This window comes from Streptococcus sp. Marseille-Q6504, from assembly GCF_965111625.1.
The window spans coordinates 105,471-127,109 of the sequence record NZ_CBCOON010000003.1 but is presented as its reverse complement, the minus strand read 5'-3'; the positions used below and the strand labels follow the sequence as shown (position 1 = coordinate 127,109).

At 41.2% G+C, this 21,639-nt stretch carries 25 protein-coding genes and 2 pseudogenes; 3 read left to right on the top strand and 24 right to left on the bottom strand.

Annotation, left to right across the window (positions count from 1 at the left end):
* Positions 1-9: 9 nt before the first annotated feature.
* The 14 genes and pseudogenes from ACWPUA_RS04620 to ACWPUA_RS04555 form a co-directional block, all read right to left on the bottom strand.
* Positions 10-609 carry a response regulator transcription factor gene (locus ACWPUA_RS04620; RefSeq protein ID WP_006154868.1) on the bottom strand — a complete coding sequence of 200 codons (600 nt, stop codon included), beginning with the start codon at positions 607-609 and terminating at the stop codon, positions 10-12.
* Positions 610-1,707, bottom strand: coding sequence for a sensor histidine kinase (locus tag ACWPUA_RS04615; RefSeq protein ID WP_454379456.1), 1,098 nt, complete (start codon positions 1,705-1,707; stop codon positions 610-612). It lies immediately after the preceding gene.
* Positions 1,707-2,444, bottom strand: coding sequence for an ABC transporter permease (locus tag ACWPUA_RS04610; protein WP_454379454.1), 738 nt, complete (start codon positions 2,442-2,444; stop codon positions 1,707-1,709). The genes ACWPUA_RS04615 and ACWPUA_RS04610 overlap by 1 nt, the downstream gene beginning before the upstream one ends.
* A gap of 1 nt (position 2,445) precedes the next feature.
* Positions 2,446-3,330 (bottom strand): ABC transporter ATP-binding protein, encoded by an 885-nt coding sequence (locus ACWPUA_RS04605; RefSeq protein ID WP_454379452.1) that lies wholly within the window; start codon positions 3,328-3,330, stop codon positions 2,446-2,448.
* Entirely contained in the window at positions 3,317-3,511 is a 195-nt protein-coding gene (locus ACWPUA_RS04600) for a hypothetical protein (RefSeq protein WP_125451549.1), read from the bottom strand. The genes ACWPUA_RS04605 and ACWPUA_RS04600 overlap by 14 nt, the downstream gene beginning before the upstream one ends.
* Positions 3,508-3,699: a hypothetical protein gene (locus tag ACWPUA_RS04595; RefSeq protein WP_454379449.1), complete on the bottom strand. Its 192-nt coding sequence runs from the start codon at positions 3,697-3,699 to the stop codon at positions 3,508-3,510. Before ACWPUA_RS04595 ends, ACWPUA_RS04600 begins: the two co-directional genes overlap by 4 nt.
* A gap of 141 nt (positions 3,700-3,840) precedes the next feature.
* Positions 3,841-5,505, bottom strand: coding sequence for a DAK2 domain-containing protein (locus tag ACWPUA_RS04590; protein WP_454379447.1), 1,665 nt, complete (start codon positions 5,503-5,505; stop codon positions 3,841-3,843).
* A gap of 2 nt (positions 5,506-5,507) precedes the next feature.
* Complete coding sequence (locus tag ACWPUA_RS04585; protein ID WP_000216443.1) at positions 5,508-5,873, bottom strand: Asp23/Gls24 family envelope stress response protein; 366 nt, start codon at positions 5,871-5,873, stop codon at positions 5,508-5,510.
* Positions 5,874-6,025: 152 nt separating this feature from the next.
* Complete coding sequence (rpmB, locus tag ACWPUA_RS04580) at positions 6,026-6,214, bottom strand: 50S ribosomal protein L28 (protein ID WP_001140948.1); 189 nt, start codon at positions 6,212-6,214, stop codon at positions 6,026-6,028.
* Positions 6,215-6,320: 106 nt separating this feature from the next.
* The gene (locus ACWPUA_RS04575; RefSeq protein ID WP_454379445.1) at positions 6,321-6,995 is read right to left on the bottom strand and encodes a LiaF transmembrane domain-containing protein; all 675 of its coding nucleotides are present in this window, start codon (positions 6,993-6,995) and stop codon (positions 6,321-6,323) included.
* Positions 6,996-6,999: 4 nt separating this feature from the next.
* Positions 7,000-7,446 (bottom strand): LytTR family DNA-binding domain-containing protein, encoded by a 447-nt coding sequence (locus tag ACWPUA_RS04570; RefSeq protein ID WP_004250544.1) that lies wholly within the window; start codon positions 7,444-7,446, stop codon positions 7,000-7,002.
* Positions 7,447-7,564: 118 nt separating this feature from the next.
* On the bottom strand, positions 7,565-8,068 hold the full coding sequence (locus ACWPUA_RS04565; RefSeq protein WP_373075489.1) for a phosphatase PAP2 family protein: 504 nt from the start codon (positions 8,066-8,068) through the stop codon (positions 7,565-7,567).
* 113 nt (positions 8,069-8,181) lie between these two features.
* Positions 8,182-8,331 (bottom strand): annotated as a pseudogene (locus ACWPUA_RS04560) (ABC transporter ATP-binding protein); the annotation flags it as partial.
* Positions 8,324-8,512, bottom strand: a pseudogene (locus ACWPUA_RS04555) (ABC transporter ATP-binding protein); the annotation flags it as partial. The pseudogenes ACWPUA_RS04560 and ACWPUA_RS04555, both read right to left, overlap by 8 nt.
* A gap of 179 nt (positions 8,513-8,691) precedes the next feature.
* Between ACWPUA_RS04555 and ACWPUA_RS04550 the strand changes: the two are divergent.
* The gene (locus ACWPUA_RS04550) at positions 8,692-9,363 is read left to right on the top strand and encodes a hypothetical protein (RefSeq protein ID WP_454379442.1); all 672 of its coding nucleotides are present in this window, start codon (positions 8,692-8,694) and stop codon (positions 9,361-9,363) included.
* A gap of 222 nt (positions 9,364-9,585) precedes the next feature.
* Here ACWPUA_RS04550 and ACWPUA_RS04545 read toward each other — a convergent pair whose 3' ends face one another.
* Both ACWPUA_RS04545 and ACWPUA_RS04540 read right to left on the bottom strand, forming a co-directional pair.
* Complete coding sequence (locus ACWPUA_RS04545; protein ID WP_004250532.1) at positions 9,586-10,302, bottom strand: YebC/PmpR family DNA-binding transcriptional regulator; 717 nt, start codon at positions 10,300-10,302, stop codon at positions 9,586-9,588.
* A gap of 97 nt (positions 10,303-10,399) precedes the next feature.
* On the bottom strand, positions 10,400-11,770 hold the full coding sequence (locus tag ACWPUA_RS04540) for an MATE family efflux transporter (protein ID WP_454379440.1): 1,371 nt from the start codon (positions 11,768-11,770) through the stop codon (positions 10,400-10,402).
* Positions 11,771-11,878: 108 nt separating this feature from the next.
* Here ACWPUA_RS04540 and ACWPUA_RS04535 point away from each other — a divergent pair, with 108 nt between their 5' ends.
* Positions 11,879-12,433 carry a GNAT family N-acetyltransferase gene (locus ACWPUA_RS04535; protein WP_006149229.1) on the top strand — a complete coding sequence of 185 codons (555 nt, stop codon included), beginning with the start codon at positions 11,879-11,881 and terminating at the stop codon, positions 12,431-12,433.
* A gap of 44 nt (positions 12,434-12,477) precedes the next feature.
* On the opposite strand, the gene recA is transcribed toward ACWPUA_RS04535, so the two are convergent.
* The 6 genes from recA to ACWPUA_RS04505 form a co-directional block, all read right to left on the bottom strand.
* Positions 12,478-13,626, bottom strand: coding sequence for a recombinase RecA (gene recA / locus ACWPUA_RS04530; RefSeq protein WP_006149228.1), 1,149 nt, complete (start codon positions 13,624-13,626; stop codon positions 12,478-12,480).
* Positions 13,627-13,680: 54 nt separating this feature from the next.
* The gene (locus tag ACWPUA_RS04525) at positions 13,681-14,937 is read right to left on the bottom strand and encodes a competence/damage-inducible protein A (RefSeq protein WP_454379437.1); all 1,257 of its coding nucleotides are present in this window, start codon (positions 14,935-14,937) and stop codon (positions 13,681-13,683) included.
* A gap of 76 nt (positions 14,938-15,013) precedes the next feature.
* Positions 15,014-16,072, bottom strand: a complete 1,059-nt coding sequence (gene lytR, locus ACWPUA_RS04520) for a glycopolymer--peptidoglycan transferase LytR (protein WP_254724686.1) — start codon at positions 16,070-16,072, stop codon at positions 15,014-15,016.
* A gap of 4 nt (positions 16,073-16,076) precedes the next feature.
* A complete protein-coding gene (locus ACWPUA_RS04515; protein WP_074324467.1) occupies positions 16,077-16,598 on the bottom strand; it encodes a GNAT family N-acetyltransferase in 522 nt (173 codons plus the stop codon).
* Positions 16,588-17,031 carry a tRNA (adenosine(37)-N6)-threonylcarbamoyltransferase complex ATPase subunit type 1 TsaE gene (gene tsaE / locus ACWPUA_RS04510; protein ID WP_247913155.1) on the bottom strand — a complete coding sequence of 148 codons (444 nt, stop codon included), beginning with the start codon at positions 17,029-17,031 and terminating at the stop codon, positions 16,588-16,590. Before tsaE ends, ACWPUA_RS04515 begins: the two co-directional genes overlap by 11 nt.
* A gap of 89 nt (positions 17,032-17,120) precedes the next feature.
* Positions 17,121-18,542 (bottom strand): NCS2 family permease, encoded by a 1,422-nt coding sequence (locus ACWPUA_RS04505; RefSeq protein WP_036758137.1) that lies wholly within the window; start codon positions 18,540-18,542, stop codon positions 17,121-17,123.
* Between the two features lie 196 nt (positions 18,543-18,738).
* Here ACWPUA_RS04505 and ACWPUA_RS04500 point away from each other — a divergent pair, with 196 nt between their 5' ends.
* Positions 18,739-19,551: a Cof-type HAD-IIB family hydrolase gene (locus tag ACWPUA_RS04500; protein WP_454379433.1), complete on the top strand. Its 813-nt coding sequence runs from the start codon at positions 18,739-18,741 to the stop codon at positions 19,549-19,551.
* A 134-nt stretch (positions 19,552-19,685) separates the two neighbouring features.
* Here the strand turns inward: ACWPUA_RS04500 and ACWPUA_RS04495 are convergent, their stop codons facing one another.
* Entirely contained in the window at positions 19,686-20,111 is a 426-nt protein-coding gene (locus ACWPUA_RS04495) for an SP_0198 family lipoprotein (protein ID WP_454379431.1), read from the bottom strand.
* An 86-nt stretch (positions 20,112-20,197) separates the two neighbouring features.
* Positions 20,198-21,448 (bottom strand): bifunctional folylpolyglutamate synthase/dihydrofolate synthase, encoded by a 1,251-nt coding sequence (locus tag ACWPUA_RS04490; protein ID WP_454379429.1) that lies wholly within the window; start codon positions 21,446-21,448, stop codon positions 20,198-20,200.
* Positions 21,449-21,639 lie beyond the last annotated feature (191 nt).

The window sequence follows — 21,639 nt, the reverse complement described above, 5'->3', positions numbered from 1 at the left end:
TACCTCCCCTCACAACCAGCCTTCTTCTTCGGCAGTTTTGGCTGCTTCGGTTCGGTTGCTGGCGCCTAGTTTGGAGAGGATATTGGTCATGTAATTACGGACAGTGCCGTTTGAGAGGTAGAGTTTATCCGCAATTTCTTGGTTGGACAGGCCTTGGGCTACTCCATGTAGAACAGCGACTTCTTGCTCGGTCAAGGGATTGGGATGGGTCATCATGACTTCCATCAGCTCTGGAGAATATTCCTTGCGTCCCTCTAACACCGTATGCAGGGTTTGCATGAGTTCGGCGATGCTTCGCTCTTTCAAGACATAGGCATCGACTCCTGCTTTGACGGCTCGTTCAAAATAGCCTGGACGTTTAAAGGTCGTAACGATAACCACCTTAGTTTCAGGCACTTCTTGTTTGATCCACTCGAGAGCTTCTAGTCCCGTCTTTACTGGCATTTCGACGTCAAGGATGGCAATATCTACTGCTTCTTTCCCCAAAACCTCAATAGCCTCGGCTCCATTTTTCGCCTGCAAGACAGTCTCCACATCTGGTTGAAAGCTTAAGAGCTGGCACATGGCATCTCTCAGCATACTTTGATCTTCTGCGACTAATACTTTCATCTACTTTCTCTCCTTATAAGGCAGATGCACGCGCACCTCTGTGGGATCTTTCACACTTCTCAGCCCTACTTGACCTGAGAAGGCTACTGCACGGTCACGGACTGTATGAAGTTCATTTCCTTTTACAGTTGCAAAACCTTTCCCATCATCTCTGACTGTCAATAGCAATTCCTGATCTGTACGTTCCAGTTTTAGATAGGCTTTATTAGCGCTGGCATGTTTGATGATATTGGTCGCCAGTTCTAACAAAATCATAGCAGCCGTCGACTCCACATCTTGGGTCAGGCTAGCCTTGTCCAATTGATTGTCAACCTCAACCTCAATCCCAGCAATTTCTAGCATCTTCTTAACAGTCTCAAGCTCTGATGCTAAAGTCCGTGATTTCAGATTTTCCACAATAGTTCGCACTTCATTCATGGAATCTTTGCTGATCTGGTGAATTTCTTTTAATTCCTTCTCCACCTGTGGATAAGCCTGCATCTGAAATAACTGCAGGGCTAGATCAGTTTTAACACTCAGCATAGCAAAGGTATGTCCCAGACTATCATGCAAATCTTGACCGATACGACTGCGTTCATTTTCAGCTAGCAATAGATTTATCTGGGCATTTTGCTTAGCCTGAGCTTCTTTCAAATCCTCGACAATGCGAATCCGAACCAAGCCCAATGTCATCAAATCGACAAAAGTAAGAATTCCAAGCTCAAAGGCTACGAGCTCAGTCTCGACTGACTGAAACATCATGAGTTGTCCAACAACAAGAACTTGAGCAAGAAGAAAAGTCCAGACATGAAGTGAACGTAAGCTACGCACTCTAAAATGATAAATCAAGAGATTGGCAAGGAAAAAGAAGAACCAGACATAGTTGCCATAAATGAAGACGGTATTTCCAGCCACATAAGCTAGCATGATAATCCAAAAGAGCCAGGATAAGCGCTGACTCTTGGTGGTTAAAACGCCTAAATAAGCCACCACAAATAGAATATCAACTAGTAAATGCCAGCTAGGAATCTCCCCAATCACTGCAGAGAGGATTGGGAAAATCATAAAAATTAAACTGACCCAAAACATATAATGTATGCTTTTTAGTCTTTCAAGCATTAAGCATTCTCCTTATGACCTTGAAGGTAAATGGTCAAACCAAACAAAACTGCTGAAAAAACAAGTAGATAAACTGTGGCTGATAGATTGATGCCACCCTCGTTTAAGAAGGTCTTGAGCAACTCCATCAACTGATAAGTTGGTAGGCGCTTCCCGATTGCTTGCATCCAGTCTGGAAATAAAGAGACAGGCATCCAGAGTCCGCCTAAAACAGCTAAGCCAAAGTAAAGAAGATTGCCCACGACAGACATCAACTGACTAGAAGGCAAGAGTGTCAAGGTCAAGCCAAGTGCTACAAAGGCAACACTTCCTACTATCAGCAAGAACGCAGCTCCAATCCAGTTTCCAAGAGACATATCCACACCTCTTACAAAATGCCCAACTGAGAAAACAACCAGAATTGAGACCAAATAATCAACCATCATACTTGTTATCTTTGATAGATAATATTCTACCATATTTACAGGGCTATGACGTAATATTTTCTGCCAGTTGTTGATCTTGTCGGTATGTAAAACAACTGGGAATGAAAAGATAGCTGTCGACATCATGGAAAAGGCCGTCATGGAGATCAGGTAGTCGCGCATAAAATTAGCCGGTCCACCTGGTGTGTCCTGGTACATACCTGAAAAGAATAAATAGAAGGCTGTCGGCATCCCTACGGATAACAGATAATAGACTAATTGTCGTTTGGTCAATAGAAATTCTATCTTGTTTAGTGCGATCCATCGTTTCATCTTAGTCATCTCCCTTTTGTGTTTCTTCAAAGATTGTATCCAACAAGCTACGATTATTGACTTCAATTTCTTGAATCCTACATCCTGCTTGCACTAACAGTTGCCAAAAAGCATCCGCTTCACGTGTAACTACTTGTAGAGCATCTTGTTTTTGTGACCAGTTTTCAACCAAGTTAGACTGCTCAATGACTTCCTTGTATGCTAGAGGAAGGATAAAGTGCTTTTCAATCTCCTCACTGCGCATGGCTAGAGGTGTTGTATCACGAATCAACTCTCCCTTATTCAAGACCAAGATTCGGTCCGCTGTATGCTCTACCTCTTCGATATAATGGGACGAATAGAGGATGGTAACTCCCTGAGCTTTTAGGTCCTGAACAATTTCCCAAAAGCGTTGACGGGTTGAAGTATCCATGGCCGAAGTCGGCTCATCTAAAAAGACTAGCTTTGGTCGCCCAATCAAGGTCAAGACAAAAGAGAAGAGACGCTTTTGCCCACCTGACAATTTTTCTGCGAATTGTTCTTTTTGTTGCTTGTCAAACTGCAATAGTTGATCGATTTCCTGGTTGCTCAAGGGATTTGGGTAAATGCTTTGAAAGAAAGCAATCAACTCTTTAACCTTTAATTTCTGAACAATTACATTTTCTTGAGGGAGGTAGGATCTTGTGTAGTCTAACTTAGAGCTCGTCACTGGCAAGCCTTGGATGGATACTTGACCGCTTGTGACCAGTTTATCTCCCAATAAACAGTCCAGTAGCGTGGTCTTCCCAGCACCATTTGGACCAATCAAGGCAATGCATTCGCCTTCAGCTACCTCAAAGGAAATATCCGTCAAAATAGCCTTGCCCTTGATGTTTTTATTTAGGCTTTCTACCTTAATCATGTTCATGATATTCTCCTTTCAACCACTCCTTACCCATCGGAAAGGCGATAAAAATCATAAATCCTAATCCCCAGGCACCACGGATGAATTGGTGAAGGATGGCTTGATCAAACCAACCTGTAAACATTTCTACCAACCATACCACTAGTGACAGTCCAATAAAAAGATAGAGAATCGCTTTTTTCATTTTTCAAACTCCTTTTTCACATCTGAGACCAATTTCAAACCTTCTCGGATCAACCAAGACATAATTCCAAAACTTGCAAATATCTCCCAAGGGAAATGATAGAAGCCTTCATCTAATCCAGAAAACATGAGATAAGTCATGACTCCTGCTGCTACTAAGCTCATTACGACAATTACTTTATGTTTCATTTTTTTCTTCCTCCATTTGATACATCTAGTATAATTCTTTGAAGGTAGAATCACTAGAAGCTTCTGTCATGAGGAAATATGACAAATGTCACAAAAAAAGAAAGTTGATTTCTCAACTTTCTTTTTTCTATTATTTAATCTTTATTCCACACTGAAAAGATATGGATAAACCGGTTGTTGACCTTGGTGAATTTCTACTTCGACATCTTCGAATTCTTCTGCGATTTCTTGAGCAATTTCATTTGCCAATTCTTCACTTCCGTCTTCTCCGACATAGAAGGTTACGATTTCACTGTCTTCGTCCAACATGTGTTTCAAAGTTTCAGTCAAGGTTTGGTGCATATCAGGGTTTGATACGAGGATCTTACCATCAACCATACCAAGATTGTCATTTTCATGGATTTCCAAACCATCGATAGTCGTGTCACGAACGGCTGTTGTTACACTACCGCTGACAACATCGCCAAGAGCTGCAGTCATGCGTTCTTTATTCTCTTCGATAGTCTTGCTTGGATCAAAAGCAAGAAGGCTAGTCAATCCTTGAGGAAGGGTACGAGCTTCTACCACCACTGCTGGTTGTTCCAATACCTCTGCGGCAGATTGAGCTGCCATAAAGATATTTTTGTTGTTTGGCAAGAAGATGATGTTGCGAGCATTGACTTTCTCAACAGCCTTGATAAAGTCTTCTGTCGAAGGGTTCATGGTTTGGCCACCTTCGATGACATAGTCCACACCTTGAGCACGGAAGATGTCTGCCAATCCTTGTCCAGCTACTACTGCGATAAGAGCATATTCTTTTTCTTCAGCTGGCTTGCTGACTTGCGCTTCTTTTTCTACTTGCGCTTCGTGTTGGTTACGCATGTTATCGACTTTAACCTTGACCAAGCTACCATATTTGAGACCTTCTTGCATAACAAGTCCTGGATCTTCTGTATGGACGTGAACTTTAACGATTTCGTCGTCATTGACAACAAGTAGAGAATCCCCAAGGTCGTTCAAGTAGTTACGGAATTCTTCGTAGTCAAACTCTTTAGCATAAGTTGGACCTTGTTTGAGGGCAACCATGATTTCAGTACAGTAACCAAAGGTAATGTCTTCAGTTGCTACATGTCCGGCTACAGATTTGTGGTGTTCTGCATTGATCATCTCACCCATATTGGCTGGAGTCGCTACAAAGTCTTCAGACGCACTGTATTCACCAGTAAGAGCTGAAAGGAATCCTTCATAGATGAAGACCAAACCTTGACCACCTGAGTCCACAACTCCAACTTCCTTCAATACTGGAAGCATTTCTGGAGTTTTAGCAAGGGCTGCTTTAGCTCCTTCCAAGGCTGCACGCATAACTTCAACTGCGTCATCTGTCTGTTCTGCTTTTTTCTTAGCACCGATAGCAGCTCCACGTGATACAGTCAAGATTGTTCCTTCAACAGGCTTCATAACAGCCTTGTAGGCAACCTCAACACCTGATTGGAAAGCAAGAGCTAGGTCTTTTCCTGTTAACTCTTCTTTTGTCTTGATGGCTTGTGAAAATCCGCGGAAAAGCTGAGAAGTGATAACTCCTGAGTTTCCACGCGCACCCATCAAAAGACCTTTAGCCAAGATACTTGCAGCCTCACCAACAGTTGAAGCTGGTTTGTCTGCTACTTCTTTAGCACCATTTTCGATCGTCATTCCCATGTTTGTTCCTGTATCTCCGTCTGGAACTGGGAAGACGTTCAATGAATTGACATATTCGGCTTGCTTGTTCAAACGAGTTGAAGCAGCCTGTACCATTTCTTGAAATAAGCTTGTAGTAATATTTGACACGATTATTCTCCTACAACTTTGATATTTTGAATGTAGACATTCACAGTTTGAGCAGTGATTCCAAGTTGGTTCTCTAGGCTAAAGCGAACACGTTCTTGGATGTTTTTTGAAACTTCACTGATTTTTGTACCGTAGCTCAATACAGTATATACATCAACTGCAATACTACCGTCTTCAGCTGCTTTAACGACTACACCTTTTGAATAATTTTCCTTACCAAGAAGGGCTTGGAAATTATCTTTGAGGGCATTTTTACTAGCCATACCGACTACACCAAAAATTTCAGTTGCTGCACCACCTACGACAGTAGCGATTACATCATCTGTCAGTTCGACTTGACCATCTTTTGTATTAATTTTTACAGTCATTTTTTTTACCTCAAATAGTTGATACTCTATTTTATCATATTTCAGCCCAACTGTAAAAGCAGAATGATGTATCATCGGATATTTGCTTGATTTTTCAAATGATTTCAGCTTTCGAGCAAAAGAAAAAGACCCTGTAGGTCTTTTCATGTTTATTAAACGCGTTCTACTTTTCCTGATTTCAAAGCACGAGCTGAAGCCCAAACTTTTTTAGGTTTACCATCGATAAGAACAGTAACTTTTTGAAGGTTTGGTTTTACGGCACGTTTAGTTTGGTTCATCGCGTGTGAACGGTTGTTTCCTGATACAGTCTTACGACCTGTAAAGTAACATACTTTAGCCATTGTGTTTTCCTCCTATTAGATCTAATATAGCGGATGTGCTAGCACCACATACCGTACTATGTTATCACACTTTCTTATTTTTGGCAAGGGAATTGGAAGACTTTTTTTATTTGACGTAGACGACACCGAGTTTCCCGAAAGCTACGTCTCCACGGATAATCAAGGTTTTGCTGGTTGGGGCTACAGGAGCATCTGCCTTGGCCGCACCACAAAAAGTTTCCACCTTTAGGTCCACTCTCCAGTGTTGGGGCACATAGATAACTGCATTCCCAAATCCGACTTCTATCTTCAAGGTTGCGCTATCTCCTAACATCTCCGCATTATCATAATAGATTTTGGCATTCCCAAATCCGACTTCAAACTGGTCTTCTACTAATTCTTGGTCTTGCTTGTAAAATGTACCTGCTCCAAAAGCGACTTCCTTGTCTGTCAGAATGGTCTTTTCACCATCATGCCACCATTTTTTCCCATTCCAAGTTCTGTTAGTATGAGTCAGCATACTTACTCCAAGCACGATTAGCACTCCCGCCCAGAACAATGATTGATTGGGAAGCGGTAAAATGTCATAAAAGTGATTAGCTATCAATAAAGCTACTAGAGCCGTAAAAGATGCTGAAGTAAAATGACGACGAAGGATTGCCTCAACTGACTGATAAGCAAAAAATCCAATACCAATCAAGGGCCAAATTTCCCCTTCAAGTGAAGGGATTCCAAAATTCCCCTGTAACAATACTAAAGCTGCCAATACTAGCAACACAATACCAAATGCTTTCTTTTTCATGTTCTTACCTCATGTTTCTTAGATTTTCTTTTAGGAGGGATTGATAGTGTCGTGACACGTGAACCTCCTTGTGGGTTTGATAAAAGGAAATAGTGCCTGTCCCTGAGAAGGACTTATCCACCGAGTAGACCTGACGGATATTGGCTATGGTCGACTTGGATACCCGACTGAAATAGCGGGGCAGGATGGACTCTAGTTCATAGAGCTTGAGCCGAACCTCGTAGGCCTCTTTCTGGGTGTGGGCGTAAATCTTGCTACCTTCTGTTTCAAAAAAGAGGATTTCTGCCAAGTCTAAGTAGTACTCACCCGTCCCCTTATAAAAGATCAACCTAGGAGCCTTGGTTTCTTGCAAAAGTCGTTGCAAGTCAGCTATCTCATCTGTCAGGGCTGCAGCCTTGATGACAATCTCTGTCTCAGTTAATTCACTATCAATCTCGATTCGTAACTTCATCCTATCTCCTTTCTGCATCTACTATACCAAAGCCTAAAAGACTTTACAAGGGCAAAAAAGCAAGTGGTCACTTTTGACCCGTAAGTGGTTACGAGCCAAAGCCCACTTGCTTTGCTTCTTACACAATAAAGAAAAGAATTCCCAAGAGGAGACCACAGACGTAGCCAACTAAAACATCCTTGGGATAATGTACTCCACCCAAGACCCGTACAAGACCTAAAAGAGCTGATAAGACCAACAAAACCAACCCCACAGGAAGATTTGCATGCATGCAAGCCATGGAAATGATGGTTGCTGAAAAGACATGGCGACTGGGCATTGAATTACCAGAACTGTCCTTATCTAGTAGCGGAATAATTTCCCAAGTCTCATAAGGACGCGGTTGATTGATCCACTTACGAACTAGCGTCAATAGGACAAAGCCCAAAGCTGGAACTAAAATATAAGCAGAAAGTTCTTTCCCAACCCCGTTACTTACAAAGTTTGTTCCCAACAAGGTCAAGTAAGCCAAGGGCATCAGAACTGTCATCATGCGATTAAAGACTCGCATCAATTGCAATAGTTGTGGATGTCGAAGAAGACTTGATTTCCTCTTCTCGTACCACTCTTGATAGTTTTTCATCTGTTTTCTCGTTGTTTCTAGATTTTACACAAGAAGCCTGACAGAACGAGTCTGCTAGCGTCTCCTACTCTAGTATAGTGCAGAAAAAGAAGGCCGTCAAGCCTTCTTTTGATTTATTCTTCTGCTTGGTCTTCTGTAAATTGACTATTGTAGAGGTCTGCATAGAAACCACCCTGAGCCATAAGCTCTTCATGATTGCCTTGCTCAATGATGTTTCCTTCTTTCATGACCAGAATCAAATCAGCATTGCGGATCGTTGACAATGACTGCCACCACTACTGCCCAAATCCAGTATTCTAACTTGCCAAGGATTTTCCCAATGGCCCAAATAGCCATGATAGGACCACGAGTGACCACTTGGAGTCCCATGGTAAAGAGCATCTGAATCTGCGTGATATCATTAGTCGTCCGAGTCAATAGACTGGGGATTGAAAAACGTTTAAAGACCAACATCGGTTTATCCATGCTATCTCCTTCTAAATAAAAAATAGTTCTCATAAGAACATTTAAGTTTCAATGAGAACTATCTAAGCAGAAATTGACATCAGCTCTTATTTTATCTATAATAAACACTATCTCACACCTATAAGAATACACCCTGATTAGAAATGAGAAACTCACAAATGAAACATAAAGAAGAGAAAATTTTAGGAATCTTTGCCATCATCTTTGGAACCCTGGCCCTTCTTGGTTCCTGGTTACCAATCATTAGCATACTAGCATTTTTCTTTGCCATTATCGCTATAGCTCTAGGAGTTTTTGGTATCGGCCTTAATCTCAAAAATCGTAAAATATTGGCTATCATCGGAACGAGCCTAGGTATTCTATCTATTTTCCTTGTCTTAATGACGCAAGTATTACCTTCTGGTGTCTTTACTGACTTGTCTAAAAACTTTCGACACCCATACAGAAGTCTGACCTCTTTAACAAAGGATGAGGAATTTGGAAACTTACCAGATTATAGACATGATGAAGAGGATATCGAAGATACCGATACCTTCTCTTGGACCCAGGAGCAGTTCGATGCTTTGATAGAGGGAGACACTGCAAACAGAGGAAAAGGCGGCTCCAACTACAAAGATATCATCAGCAAGCATGGACTACCAGATTCTGAAATTGAGTCAACCTCAGGTGGCTACGACATCAAGAGAATCACCTATCTATCCCTCGGTTCAAACACCAAGACAGTCGTACTCACTTTCGCAAAGCAGGAAAACGGCCAGTTTCTTCTCATCCGTAAATTTGCCCTAGGCTTAGATAGAAAAGAGCAAACTGATGATGGAGTGAAAGTTTAACATAACAAAAAAGGTGCTGGGAATAGCAATCGGTAGACCAAGTCTCGATTTCTAAATCCCAACACCACGATTTTTCCACAATCCATTGGATTATGGACGATTATAGATAACTAATAACGTTTTGGGCAAAAGAGATTTTTGTCTCTTTCTTGCCCCTTTTGTCATCACAAGATAAACAAACCCCTTGAAAATATTGAATTTTCAAAGGGGTTATTTTTATTCTTAGAATCCATCTACGTTTGTATAGATTTTTTGTACGTCTTCGTCGTCTTCAAGTACGCTGTATAGTTTTTCGAATGTTTCTAAATCTTCACCTGACAACTCAACTTCTGACTGAGGAATCATCTCAAGTTCAGTCACTTGGAATTCTTCGATACCAGATTCACGCAAAGCCACAATAGCTTTGTGAAGGTCAGTTGGAGCTGTGTAAACAGTGATTGTTCCTTCTTCTGCTTCTACATCGTCTACATCGACATCTGCTTCAAGCAAGAGTTCAAAGATAGCATCAGCGTCGTCACCAGCAAATACGATGACACCCTTGTTGTCAAAGAGGTAAGATACTGAACCTGAAGCTCCCATGTTTCCACCGTTTTTACCAAAAGCAGCACGGACATTGGCAGCTGTACGGTTAACGTTTGAAGTCAAGGTATCAACGATCAACATTGAACCATTTGGCCCAAATCCTTCGTAACGTCCTTCTGTAAAGGTTTCGTCTGTATTTCCTTTAGCCTTATCCAAAGCCTTATCAATAACGTGTTTTGGCACTTGCGCTTGTTTAGCACGGTCGATAACGAATTTCAAAGCTGAGTTTGATTCTGGATCTGGATCACCTTTTTTAGCTGCTACATAGATTTCTACGCCAAATTTTGCATATACTTTAGAGTTAGCTCCATCTTTAGCCGTTTTCTTGGCTACGATATTGGCCCATTTACGTCCCATTAGGAATCTCCTTTTTTCACATTTTAATCTTTCTTATTATAACACAAGTCTAGTCGATTTTCACTAGAGGAAATGGATTTTTCTTTTATAAATGAAGCTAGGATCGTCCGCCGACAGCCAAGATTTTCTTGCCTTCTTTTATCCAAGGGTGCTGAGAGAGTGAGATATAAAGCTGTGCAGTCATAACAAGCCAAAGTAGAGGTTCACATAGAATCACACCTATATAACCTGCCCATGGAATAATCCAAGCGACGAAAACAATTTTCCCGATAAACTCGATAAAACTAGAGATGAGGGGTAAGAGTTTTTGACCGAGTCCCTGCAAACTATTTCTATAAATCAATAAAAGACTCAAAAACGGATAGAAAACAGAACTAATACGTAGGTACAAGGTCCCATTTTCAATCAAGTAACCATCTGTTGAGCTCGCTAAGAAAGAAACTAGGCTAGGACTTGCAAAAAATAGGAACACACAAGCAAAGGTAGCCCAAGCCATACTCAAATAGCTCCCTAAACGAAGACCTTGGACGATACGATCTGGACGTTTTGCCCCAAAGTTTTGAGAGATAAAAGTCGTCATAGAAGCCGAAATTGCCGTCATTGGCAATAGGGCAAAGGCCATAATTCTACGTGCTGCCGTTTGGGCGCTGATAATGACCGCTCCAAAGCCATTAACAGAGGATTGTAAAATGACACTTCCGACAGAGACGATTGATCCCATCAGCCCCATGGCTAGCCCCTGCTCCAAGAGATCGACATAGAGATCCTTATTCCATCTGAAATGTTTAAGTTCTGGAAGAAGCTCTGGAACACTCTTTCGGATATAGAAATAACAGAGAATAGCGGACAAACCTTGCGAGATGATAGTTGCAAGACCTGCAGACTGAACCCCCAATTGCAGTTGTGTAATAAAATACAAATCTAAAATGACGTTAACAATGGCTGAAAAGATAAGAAAGGCAAGCGCCGCAAGGCTATCTCCAATCGAGCGTAGTAATCCTGCAAAGAGATTATAGGCAAAGCTAACTCCCACGCAGCTAACAATCATTGATATGTATTCATAAGATTGGGGGAGGATTTCTGCAGGTGTTTCGAGATATTGTAAGAGCGAATAAAGACCGAAGAATCCCATCAGCATCACAAGACCACTCAGGATAGCACCTAAAATCCAAGTCGCTGCGACAGCCTCTTTAATCTTTGTAAAATTGCGAGCGCCATAAAGCCGAGCAATAACAACTCCCATCCCATTTCCGACTCCGAGAGCAAAGCCAATAATCAAATCAAAAATAGCTGTCGTAGCTCCGACTGCCGCCAAGGAATTTTGTCCCAAAAAACGCCCAACAATCAAAATATCAGCTGTATTGTATAGTTGCTGAAAGACGTTGGACAGTAAAATCGGTAATGCAAAACTAATCAGTGAAGGAAGGATGGGACCATGAATTAGGTCCACCGTTGATTTTTTATTCATAAGGCTATTATATCAGCTTTCAAGTTGAGGAACAAGGAAGTTTCCTTAAGAAAGCGTTGCCTATATGTAAACAATCTGGTATAATCGTGACAGAAAAGGAGGGTATGTATGAGCTTAACAAGTCAGTTAATTACAGATGTATTCCCAGACCTTGAGAAAGTGGAACAATTAAACAAGGAGGCCTTCCCTGAAGAAGAACGCGTCTCTTTGGAGGAATTTTTAAGTTACCAGGATAGAGATGACGCCCACTTTTTCGCCTTTTATAACGAAGAAGAATTTGTCGGCTTCGCTTTTGCCATTTCTAATCAAAAAGCTTTCTACATCAGCTTCTTTGCCATTATGCCCCATCTCCGCAGTCATGGGTACGGGAGAGAAATCATTGAAAAACTCATTGATTTTTACCAGCGTACGATGATTCTTGAAGTGGAGCGATTAGACGAAGACTGTGACAATCTCGAACAAAGAAAATCCCGCATGGACTTTTACTTACAAAATGGCTTTAAAACTGCCAACGCCTTCTTGGAATACGAGGGAATGAGTTTCGAAATTCTCTATCGTGGCGACCACTTTGATGAAGAGGCCTATCGGAACATATTTCAAAAATTGCAAGAAGAGAACTACTTCGACTTTCGTATCGAATACCGACGCTTTAGTGACCACTAGTTATCATGAAACAAAAAGTAGCAGTTTTACTGCTACTTTTCTTTTTATTCTTCAATTTCGATTTCAAGAGCGTCGCCCAAATCAAGTGTTACTTCTTGGTTAGAATCTGCATCAGCTGCTGCACTTGCTTTAGAACCTTCTTCCTCTTCAATTAAACCATATTGAACACGAACTTGGTGGTCGATTTCATCAAAGATTTCTGGGTGATCTGCCAAGTATTTCTTAGCATTCTCAGAACCTTGTCCGATTTTTTCACCCTTGTATGAGTACCAAGCACCTGCTTTTTGGATAATATCCAAATCACTAGCAATCTTCAAGAGTTCACCAGTTCTAGAAATCCCTTCACCATACATGATTTCAACAAGAGCTTCTTTGAACGGTGGAGCCACCTTGTTTTTCACAACTTTAATCTTAGTTTCTTTACCGACGTTAGTATCTTTTTGATCACCAGTTCCCTTGATTTGTGTACTTCCACGCACATCCAAACGGACTGAAGCATAGAATTTAAGGGCGCGTCCACCAGGAGTTGTTTCTGGATTTCCAAACATAACCCCTACTTTTTCACGCAACTGGTTGATAAAGATAGCAATTGTCTTTGTCTTGTTGATAGAAGCACCGAGTTTACGCATAGCTTGACTCATCATACGAGCTTGAAGACCAACGTGGCTATCTCCGATATCTCCATCGATTTCCGCACGAGGTACAAGAGCTGCAACTGAGTCAATAACCACAAGGTCAACCGCACCTGAGTCGATCAATTTCCCTGCAATTTCAAGACCTTGCTCACCTGAGTCTGGTTGTGACAAGAGCAATTCGTCAATGTTAACCCCAAGAGCTGCTGCATAGGCTGGGTCAAGAGCGTGTTCCGCATCGATAAAGGCTGCAATTCCACCTTCTTTTTGTGCTTGCGCTACAGCGTGAAGGGCAACTGTTGTCTTACCTGATGACTCTGGACCGTAGATTTCGATGATACGCCCCTTTGGATAACCACCTGAACCGAGTGCAATATCAAGTGCCAAAGAGCCTGAACTCATCACTTGCACTTTTTGTTCTGCTCGCTCACCCAAGCGCATGATTGAACCCTTACCGAAGTCTTTTTCAATCAATTTAAGGGCATCATTCAAAGCTTTTTCACGATCAGCTCCAAATTTTTTCCCAATTTCATCTAATTTTTTTGTTGGTTTTTTCGCCATTTTGTTCTCCTATATTTTAATGATTCTAAGAACCTTCTTCTATTATATCAAAAGTCAGTCACTTAATAAAGCTTTGCGAACTAAGTTAAAAGCATGCATGACTGCAATTTTACGAACGTCTGCTCGGCTTCTTCCAGCTATATTGACCTGAACAACTTCTGTGCCTGATGCTTGAGACAAACCGATAAAAACTGTACCAGCAGGATGGCCTTCTAGACTATCCGGACCAGCCACTCCTGTCAAGCTAACCCCAATGTCTGATTGAGTTTTAAACCGTGCCTGATCTGCCATTTTTTCCGCCGTAAAGGCTGAAACAACTCCATGTTTTTCCAACTCTACTTGTGGAATATCTAACATCTTAGCCTTTTCTTCCAGACTATAAGTGACAAAACCACCTTTAAAGATAGCTGACACTCCCGAAAAGTCTGCCAAAGTTGCTTGAAAAAGCCCTGCTGTCAAACTTTCCGCAGCCGTTATGGTTTTATGCTGCTTTTTCAACTCCTCAACAACTACACTAGCTAGACTCGCTTCCTCACCATAACCATAGCAAATATCCTTTAAAGCAACACCTTCAAAAGTCTGGCGGGCAAGAATTTGAACCTCAAGACGATCCAAAGATTTTCTAGCCTCGCCCTCACTGCGAGCCTTTGTAGACAAGCGCAGAGTCACTTCTCCCGTTTTTGCATAGGGTGCCAAGGTTGGATCTGTCTGCTCTTCAATCAAATCCGACAGAATCGTTACTAACTGACTCTCGCCAATGCCAAAGAAACGTAGCACACGTGAGTACAACTTAGCTCCAGTTGTCAATATCGGAAGCAATTCATTCAAAACCATGGGTTTTAGTTCGCTTGGTGGCCCTGGTAGGACGACATAGGTCACGCCAGCCACCTCAATCATGCCTCCGACTGCTAATCCTGTTTCATTAGGTAGCGGGATTGAACCCTCAACGATTTGAGCTTGGCGTTCATTATTTGGAGTTCGGGCATAGTCCGGTCGATGAGCAAAAAAGTCATCTAGTTTAGCCTGCGCTTGAGCATCAAAAGTTAAATCACGCCCTAGAAAATGGGCCAAGGTTTGTTTGGTCAAGTCATCCTCTGTCGGTCCCAGTCCTCCTGTTAGGATAACCAGATTGCTACGATTCTTAGCAATCTCCAACAAGGATAAGAGACGAGACTCATTATCTCCTACAGCCGTTTGGAAGTAGACATCAACACCGATTTCAGCCAACTTTTCAGATAAAAACTGAGCATTGGTATTGACAATTTGACCTGTTAGAATCTCTGTTCCAACAGCTATGATTTCCGCTTTCATTTTTTCCTCCTACCTATCTATTCGGATTCCTTTGAAAAAATCGCAGGAAAATTCCTACGATTTTAGTATTCATTTCTTATTGTTCTTGTTGTACTTGTTGGCCTTGTTGTTCTTGATCTGCAACAGAACCAGTTGTTTGTGGTAAACGCCCATAAATATTTTCATATAAGACTACATTTGTCTCCAATTCGGTCACTTCTGGCTTATCCAATGAACGACGTAAAAGATTTTGCATCTCTAACATATGCTCAGATGTCACGATTTGGTAAGATATTCCGTCAATCATTGCATCCTCTCCACGTAATTGCTGAGACTCAATATTCTTAAAGGAATCTTGGTAGCCCATCAACTGAGGAATCGTTGTTGTCGTAATCTCGATATTTGTCTGCATGTTATCGCTAAGAGCCTTCAAAATTTCTTGATAGTGGCTGACACTGTTCAAACTAAGAATTTTTTCAACAATCTTTTGGATGACTTCGCGCTGACGTTTCTGACGACCGTAGTCTCCCTCTGGATCCTGATAGCGCATGCGTGAATATACTAGCGCCTCGTCACCATTTAGGGTTTGTTCCCCAACACCGATAGAAATCGTGTTAAATGGTTCCTGGTCTTGGATAGAGATTGGGAAACCTAGAGTGTTGTTTACTGTGATACCTCCGACAGCGTCAACCATTCTTTGAAGACCGTGCATATTGACCATCACATAGCGGTCAATATGGATATTCATCATTTTTTGAATGGTCGAAATGGCAAGCTCTGCCCCACCATCAGCATAGGCAGCGTTGAGTTTAGCTTCTCTAACACTACCATCTGGTTGTTGGATTTGTGTCAGAATATCACGTTCCAAACTCATCATAACGACTTTCTTGGTTTTAGGATTCACTGTTACCAAAATCATTGAATCACTATTTCCTGCCCATGGATCTGTACGTTCAACATTCCCCGTATCAACCCCCATCAATAGGATTGTCAATGGTTCAGTTGCCTCGATAACCTTGGTTTCTTCTCCGATTTGTTTATAAGTTTTGGCTAAAGTCTGTGTACTTTGTTGGTAGATAGTATAGGCATAAGCTCCCACACCAAGCACCGTCACAAGAACAAAGCCTAAAAACATTCCGATTATTTTTTTTGCCATATATTTATTCGTCTATCAGTCGACCCATCAGGTAAACATCAAGAAACTCTCCTCCTTCTATACAAGCGCCGCGTTCCTGCTGGCCTTCAATGATGAAGCCCAGCTTTTTATATAGATGAACAGCTGCCAGATTTCGTTTTTGAACTGTCAATTGTAAACGTCGAATACTTCCGCTCGACTGGGCCCACTCAATAGCTTCTTCCATCAAGATACTACCAAGACCATTTCCCCAATAGGCTTTTTTGATACCCAAAAAGATATCCCCAATATGCCGAACTCGCGGACGTTGATCAGCCGTTATATTGATCACTCCTGCCAATTCTTCATTTAAATAAGCTAGTAAAGTAATCTGATTATCCGACTGGGCCTGCTTGTTAATAAAACGTTGCATCTCTGATTCACTCATTGCAATTCCATTTTCATCCAGACTGGTAAAACTAGATTCATGACCAATCTGATCCAAAAGTGCAATAAGTTCTGTAGCATCCTCAACTTCTGCTTCACGAATTAATAAATCATACTCCATCTGTCAACCTCTGCAAGAGTTCTGCTGCTCGTTGACCGTGGGCATGAAAGACAATCTCGCGCCCCTCACCGTCTTTAAGAATTTCTAATTCCAGATAGTCTGATGGGAGAGCCTCGCCTAATAGGTGTCCCCACTCAATAACCGTCACACCAGAACCAAAAAGAAATTCATCAAGGTCGATTGAATCTGCATCTCCTTCGATGCGGTAAACATCCAAGTGATATAAGGGTAGGCGTCCTTCATATTCTCGAACAATGGTATAAGTAGGACTTTTGATCATTTGATGAATCCCTAGTCCTTTAGCTAGACCTTTTGTTAATGTGGTTTTTCCAGCACCTAATTCACCAGTTAAAATCAATACATCATTTTTTTCAAGTAGACTACCCAACTCTTGTCCAAGAGCGATTAGTTCATCTTCATTTTTTATGTGCATGTTATTATTATACCAAAAAGTTTTCTTTTGCGACATTTCTAGTAATAAAAAAAGAGGAGTTTCCTCCTTCTTTTTTAAAGTTTTTATCTTTAGTTTAGAGCCATGCTAATGTAGTTCAAGATGAACAGAGCGTCTAAAATCCAAATCATGACATGCACTTCCTTAACTTGACCTTTAACAATCTTCGCTAAAGTGTAAGTTAGGAAACCAACAGCAATCCCTTGTGTAATGGAGTAACTGAATCCCATAAAGATAGATGTGAAGAAGGCTGGAATAGCTTCTGACATATCATCCCAAGGAATGTTTTTCAAGTTAGAGAGCATCATAATTCCGACGATAATCAAAATTGGTGCTGTCGCAGCTGAAGGCACAATGGCAAGAAGTGGGCTAAAGAAGCTTGATAGAGCAAAACAGATAGCAACAACTAAGGCTGTCAATCCAGTACGTCCACCAGCACCGATCCCTGCTGCTGACTCAATATAAGTTGTAACGTTTGAAGTACCTGCAATGGCACCAACTGATGTCGCCACCAAGTCAGAATATAGAGCCTTATCCAATTTAGCTGATTCATTGTTCTCACCACTTGATGCGATGATCCCAACTTTTTCACCTGTACCGATAAGAGTACCAATTGTATCAAAAATATCAGTCAATGAGAAGGCAAGAATGGCCATCAAGGTTTCAGGTAAACGTGAAGTATTTGAAATCAGAGAACCCAAACCTTCTGAACCAAGGGCTGCACCAAATAAAGTTCCTAGGTCATTAACTGCTGCTGAAAGATTGTTGCTAGCAAAATCGATTCCTGACAAATTAACAAGACCAACCGCAATCGCAAGAACTGTAGTAGTCAAAATAGAAAGAATGATCCCACCTTTAATACCTTTGACAACAAAGAAGATTGTAATGGCAAGACCTGCAATAGCTACCAATACTGCTGGAGTATTGAAATCTACCAATCCTGGAACAGCTGCTGCATTTGCAGTAATCGCTGCTTGAGCCTTATCTGCTCCTTCACCTGCTACAGTATAAGTCCCTGGGTCAATTGAGAATTTCAAGAGACCAGCATTCTTAATACCAACATAGGCAAGGAAAACACCAATACCAGCTGAAATTGCTGAACGAAGAGTTGCAGGAATAGACTCAATGATCATTTTACGAACATTGGTTAATGTGATAATCAGTGAAATAATCCCACAGATGAAGACCATACCAAGAGCTTCTTTCCAAGTATAGCCCATTCCGAATACAACCGTAAATGTAAAGAAAGCATTAAGTCCCATACCTGGAGCTTGTGCGTATGGCAAGTTAGCATAGAAAGCCATCATCAAAGTTCCTACTACAGAACCGATGATTGTTGCCAAGAATACACCCTGAACAGGCATTCCTGTTTGCGAAAGCATTTGAGGGTTTACAAAGAGAATATAACTCATTGCAAAGAAAGTTGTTAAACCAGCAAGCACCTCTGTACGAACATCTGTCCCGTGCTCTTTTAGTTTAAATAATTTGTCCATTTTTAATCTCCTTTGTCATTTTACGAACAATATGTCTATTATATCATTAATCATTCACATTTTCAAGCTATTTTTCTTATTTTTAAAAATTCTTAAAGGATATGATTCTTCTTATTTTTGCTTATAGTCAGCTTTTCTTTCAGCTTTTTGATATAATAGGAAACATCTTATCTGAAACTAAATTCGGGAGGATTTTATGACTAAAAAAATGATTGCCGTGGACTTAGACGGTACCTTACTTAATGGAGAAAGCAAACTCTCTGACTTTACAAAAGAAACCATTAAAAAAATTTCTAAGAAAGGCTACCATGTGGTTATCGCAACTGGTCGCCCATATCGTATGGCCAAAGATTTTTATGACCAACTTGAACTTGAGACTCCTATGATTAACTTCAACGGTTCGCTCACTCACCTACCTGGTAGGGCTTGGAAACATGAAAAATGCCTTACTGTGGACAAAAAATATCTCTTGGATATCGTAAAACGAAAAGAGGATATCGAGGCAGACTTTATCGCAGGTGAATACCGTAAAAAGTTTTACATTACATCCCCAGACAAGGAAATTGCAGATCCTAAATTGTTTGGTGTTGAAAACTTTCGCCCTGAAAATCAATTCAAGCCTGACTTAGTGACTAAGGGGCCTAACTGTATTTTATTACAAACTAGGGCAGACGATAAATATGCACTAGCAGAAGAGATGACTAGCTTTTACAAGCATCAGCTTAATATCAATACTTGGGGCGGTCCCTTGAACATTCTTGAATGTACTCCAAAAGGTGTTCACAAGGCCTTTGCCCTTGAATACCTCCTCAATGTCATGAATATAGACAGACAGAACCTGATTGCCTTTGGTGACGAACACAATGACCAAGAAATGCTCTCCTTTGCAGGTAGAGGATATGCCATGAAAAATGCTAATCCCGCTCTACTTTCTTTCGCAGACGAGCAATTACCACTAACCAACGAAGAAGACGGAGTCGCTCACTTTTTACAAGAGCAGTTCCTTTAATAAAACCTATCCCTCCATACTTTTTTGGTAGAAAATAGCTACCTTAATCGTATGGTTTTTTTATGCCAAAAATCGATTAAAGAAAAAAGGACCCGAATCCGTGTTAACGAGATTCAAATCCTTACAAAAGATGTCTATTTTTTTAGAACGATACGATCAGAAATTTCGCGACCCATATCATCAATGATCATTTGATTGCCATCAGCTACATAAACCTTGATATCATCTCCAATAAAGACTCTCTGATTTTCTGGTTCAAAAGTGACCTTTTTAATTTCCTGATCACCATCAGCTTCGACTTCTGTCCATGTTCCAGTATTACCAGTAACTACGAGAGTAATGCTATCTCCCTCATCTTGCCCTTTATAGGTCCCATCAATGTTGGTTACTGAGCTAGCAGTTGAACTAGAAACGGTCGTTTCTGCTGACTGAGCAGTCGTTACTTCCGGACTAGTACTTGCTTGAGTTGAAGGAGCTGCCTGCTCTTTTGGCGAACATGCAACTAAGAGACTAAGACTTGCCAAAGAAGCAAGAGAAAGTGTGAATTTTTTTAGTGACATAATGTCTCCTTTCTTTTAGTGGCTTAAAATCAGAATAACCCTGCCGAGCCACCACACCTTTACTATAACAAATGAAGATAGGAGGGTCAATCAAATGACTTTTGTTTCATAAGACAAGCGCGAACCTCAGATATAAAGTAGAGAGAGCCTGTCACAAATAGCAAGTCTTTCTCTTGTGCAGAAGCTTCAAAATTATCTATAAATTCTTGATAGGAACTAACTATTCTATAACCACTCAAGTCTTGCTCGCCTAAGGAGCCCTGATAGTCAAAACTCGTAACATAGAGATCCGCGTCAGGTAAATGCTCTGTTAAATAAGCAAGCATCCCACTATAATCTTTCCGCTTCAAGGCACCAAAAAGAATTTGAGGCTGATACCCTTGCTGGATCTTTTCTTGGATAAACTCAACTAAACGCTCTAGAGCCGGTAAATTGTGAGCCCCATCTAGATAGATGTGCTCAGTGACAGCTTCTAGCCTTCCAGCCCATTTAGTAGCTTGCAAGGCAGCACGTACTGCTTCTTGATCTACTTTCTCGTTTCTTTGTACCATAAATAGTAGAAAAGCCTGCAAGGCAAGAGCTGCATTTTCCTCCTGATATACTCCCTCCAGTCCCAATATTAGGTGGTTAAAGTCAGCTAGAGAAGAAGAAAAGTTCCCATCTCGGAAAGAAAAATCTTTATTAGCTTGGTAGAGACTTACACCCAAATCAGTGGCTGTCCTTTGACAAACGAGTTGGGCTTCCGGTGCTAAATTTGCAATCACAGCTGATTTCCCAGGCTTAAAAATTCCTGCTTTCTGCTCTGCAATTGCTGTTAAACTATCGCCCAAGGTCTCCTGGTGATCGAGGCCGATTGATGTGATGATTGCAATTTCTCCTGTCACCACATTAGTGGTATCAAGAAGTCCACCTATCCCAACTTCCAGTAGGACCAAATCTACTTTTTGCTCTTTAAAATAAAGCAAAGCAATCAAGGTCAGCAACTCAAAAAAAGATAGCTGATCGTGGGTTTCTAAAAGTCTTTGCTCCATTACTTTGATTTGATCTGCTAAACGAATAAAATCTGTGTCCGATATAGGCTCACCATTAATACAGATACGATCATGGATGCTGACAATGTGGGGCGAAGTAAAGGTTCCAACCTTCTTGCCATGGGAAATAAAAAGTTCCCTCATAAAGGCAATCGTTGAACCCTTGCCATTTGTCCCTGTCACATGGATAATTGGATAGGTTTGCTCAGGATTCCCCAGCAAATCTACCGCCCTTTGCATCCGTCCCAATCCTGATCTAAAATTCAAGCCAATCCGACTATTAAGCCATTTTTCTACTTCAATCATGCTTATCTCCTTAACAAAAAAGCGAAGATTCTCTTCGCTTTTTACTCATTTTGCTAGATACTAGCTAAATTTTATTTTTAGCGTCAGGCTAAAAACGTCCACTGGACGTTCCAACTCTCTCCAGTTTCTGGGAGTTGGGCTGATACAGTCCCCCAGACTACCTGCGTTTCTATTTTCTAGCGCAGGGCTAA

What these genes read in the sequence shown, in the direction of transcription:
- ACWPUA_RS04600 (WP_125451549.1), bottom strand. Translation starts at nt 3,511, where the DNA reads ATGAAAAAAGCGATTCTCTATCTTTTTATTGGACTGTCACTAGTGGTA.
- ACWPUA_RS04505 (WP_036758137.1), bottom strand. Translation starts at nt 18,542, where the DNA reads ATGGACAAATTATTTAAACTAAAAGAGCACGGGACAGATGTTCGTACA.
- ACWPUA_RS04515 (WP_074324467.1), bottom strand. Translation starts at nt 16,598, where the DNA reads ATGGAGTATGATTTATTAATTCGTGAAGCAGAAGTTGAGGATGCTACA.
- ACWPUA_RS04490 (WP_454379429.1), bottom strand. Translation starts at nt 21,448, where the DNA reads ATGATTGAAGTAGAAAAATGGCTTAATAGTCGGATTGGCTTGAATTTT.
- ACWPUA_RS04500 (WP_454379433.1), top strand. Translation starts at nt 18,739, where the DNA reads ATGACTAAAAAAATGATTGCCGTGGACTTAGACGGTACCTTACTTAAT.
- ACWPUA_RS04535 (WP_006149229.1), top strand. Translation starts at nt 11,879, where the DNA reads ATGAGCTTAACAAGTCAGTTAATTACAGATGTATTCCCAGACCTTGAG.
- ACWPUA_RS04585 (WP_000216443.1), bottom strand. Translation starts at nt 5,873, where the DNA reads ATGACTGTAAAAATTAATACAAAAGATGGTCAAGTCGAACTGACAGAT.
- ACWPUA_RS04550 (WP_454379442.1), top strand. Translation starts at nt 8,692, where the DNA reads ATGAAACATAAAGAAGAGAAAATTTTAGGAATCTTTGCCATCATCTTT.
- ACWPUA_RS04525 (WP_454379437.1), bottom strand. Translation starts at nt 14,937, where the DNA reads ATGAAAGCGGAAATCATAGCTGTTGGAACAGAGATTCTAACAGGTCAA.
- ACWPUA_RS04575 (WP_454379445.1), bottom strand. Translation starts at nt 6,995, where the DNA reads ATGAAAAAGAAAGCATTTGGTATTGTGTTGCTAGTATTGGCAGCTTTA.
- ACWPUA_RS04610 (WP_454379454.1), bottom strand. Translation starts at nt 2,444, where the DNA reads ATGAAACGATGGATCGCACTAAACAAGATAGAATTTCTATTGACCAAA.
- tsaE (WP_247913155.1), bottom strand. Translation starts at nt 17,031, where the DNA reads ATGCACATAAAAAATGAAGATGAACTAATCGCTCTTGGACAAGAGTTG.
- ACWPUA_RS04605 (WP_454379452.1), bottom strand. Translation starts at nt 3,330, where the DNA reads ATGAACATGATTAAGGTAGAAAGCCTAAATAAAAACATCAAGGGCAAG.
- rpmB (WP_001140948.1), bottom strand. Translation starts at nt 6,214, where the DNA reads ATGGCTAAAGTATGTTACTTTACAGGTCGTAAGACTGTATCAGGAAAC.
- ACWPUA_RS04620 (WP_006154868.1), bottom strand. Translation starts at nt 609, where the DNA reads ATGAAAGTATTAGTCGCAGAAGATCAAAGTATGCTGAGAGATGCCATG.
- ACWPUA_RS04595 (WP_454379449.1), bottom strand. Translation starts at nt 3,699, where the DNA reads ATGAAACATAAAGTAATTGTCGTAATGAGCTTAGTAGCAGCAGGAGTC.
- ACWPUA_RS04495 (WP_454379431.1), bottom strand. Translation starts at nt 20,111, where the DNA reads ATGTCACTAAAAAAATTCACACTTTCTCTTGCTTCTTTGGCAAGTCTT.
- recA (WP_006149228.1), bottom strand. Translation starts at nt 13,626, where the DNA reads ATGGCGAAAAAACCAACAAAAAAATTAGATGAAATTGGGAAAAAATTT.
- ACWPUA_RS04615 (WP_454379456.1), bottom strand. Translation starts at nt 1,707, where the DNA reads ATGCTTGAAAGACTAAAAAGCATACATTATATGTTTTGGGTCAGTTTA.
- ACWPUA_RS04545 (WP_004250532.1), bottom strand. Translation starts at nt 10,302, where the DNA reads ATGGGACGTAAATGGGCCAATATCGTAGCCAAGAAAACGGCTAAAGAT.
- ACWPUA_RS04565 (WP_373075489.1), bottom strand. Translation starts at nt 8,068, where the DNA reads ATGAAAAACTATCAAGAGTGGTACGAGAAGAGGAAATCAAGTCTTCTT.
- lytR (WP_254724686.1), bottom strand. Translation starts at nt 16,072, where the DNA reads ATGGCAAAAAAAATAATCGGAATGTTTTTAGGCTTTGTTCTTGTGACG.
- ACWPUA_RS04540 (WP_454379440.1), bottom strand. Translation starts at nt 11,770, where the DNA reads ATGAATAAAAAATCAACGGTGGACCTAATTCATGGTCCCATCCTTCCT.
- ACWPUA_RS04570 (WP_004250544.1), bottom strand. Translation starts at nt 7,446, where the DNA reads ATGAAGTTACGAATCGAGATTGATAGTGAATTAACTGAGACAGAGATT.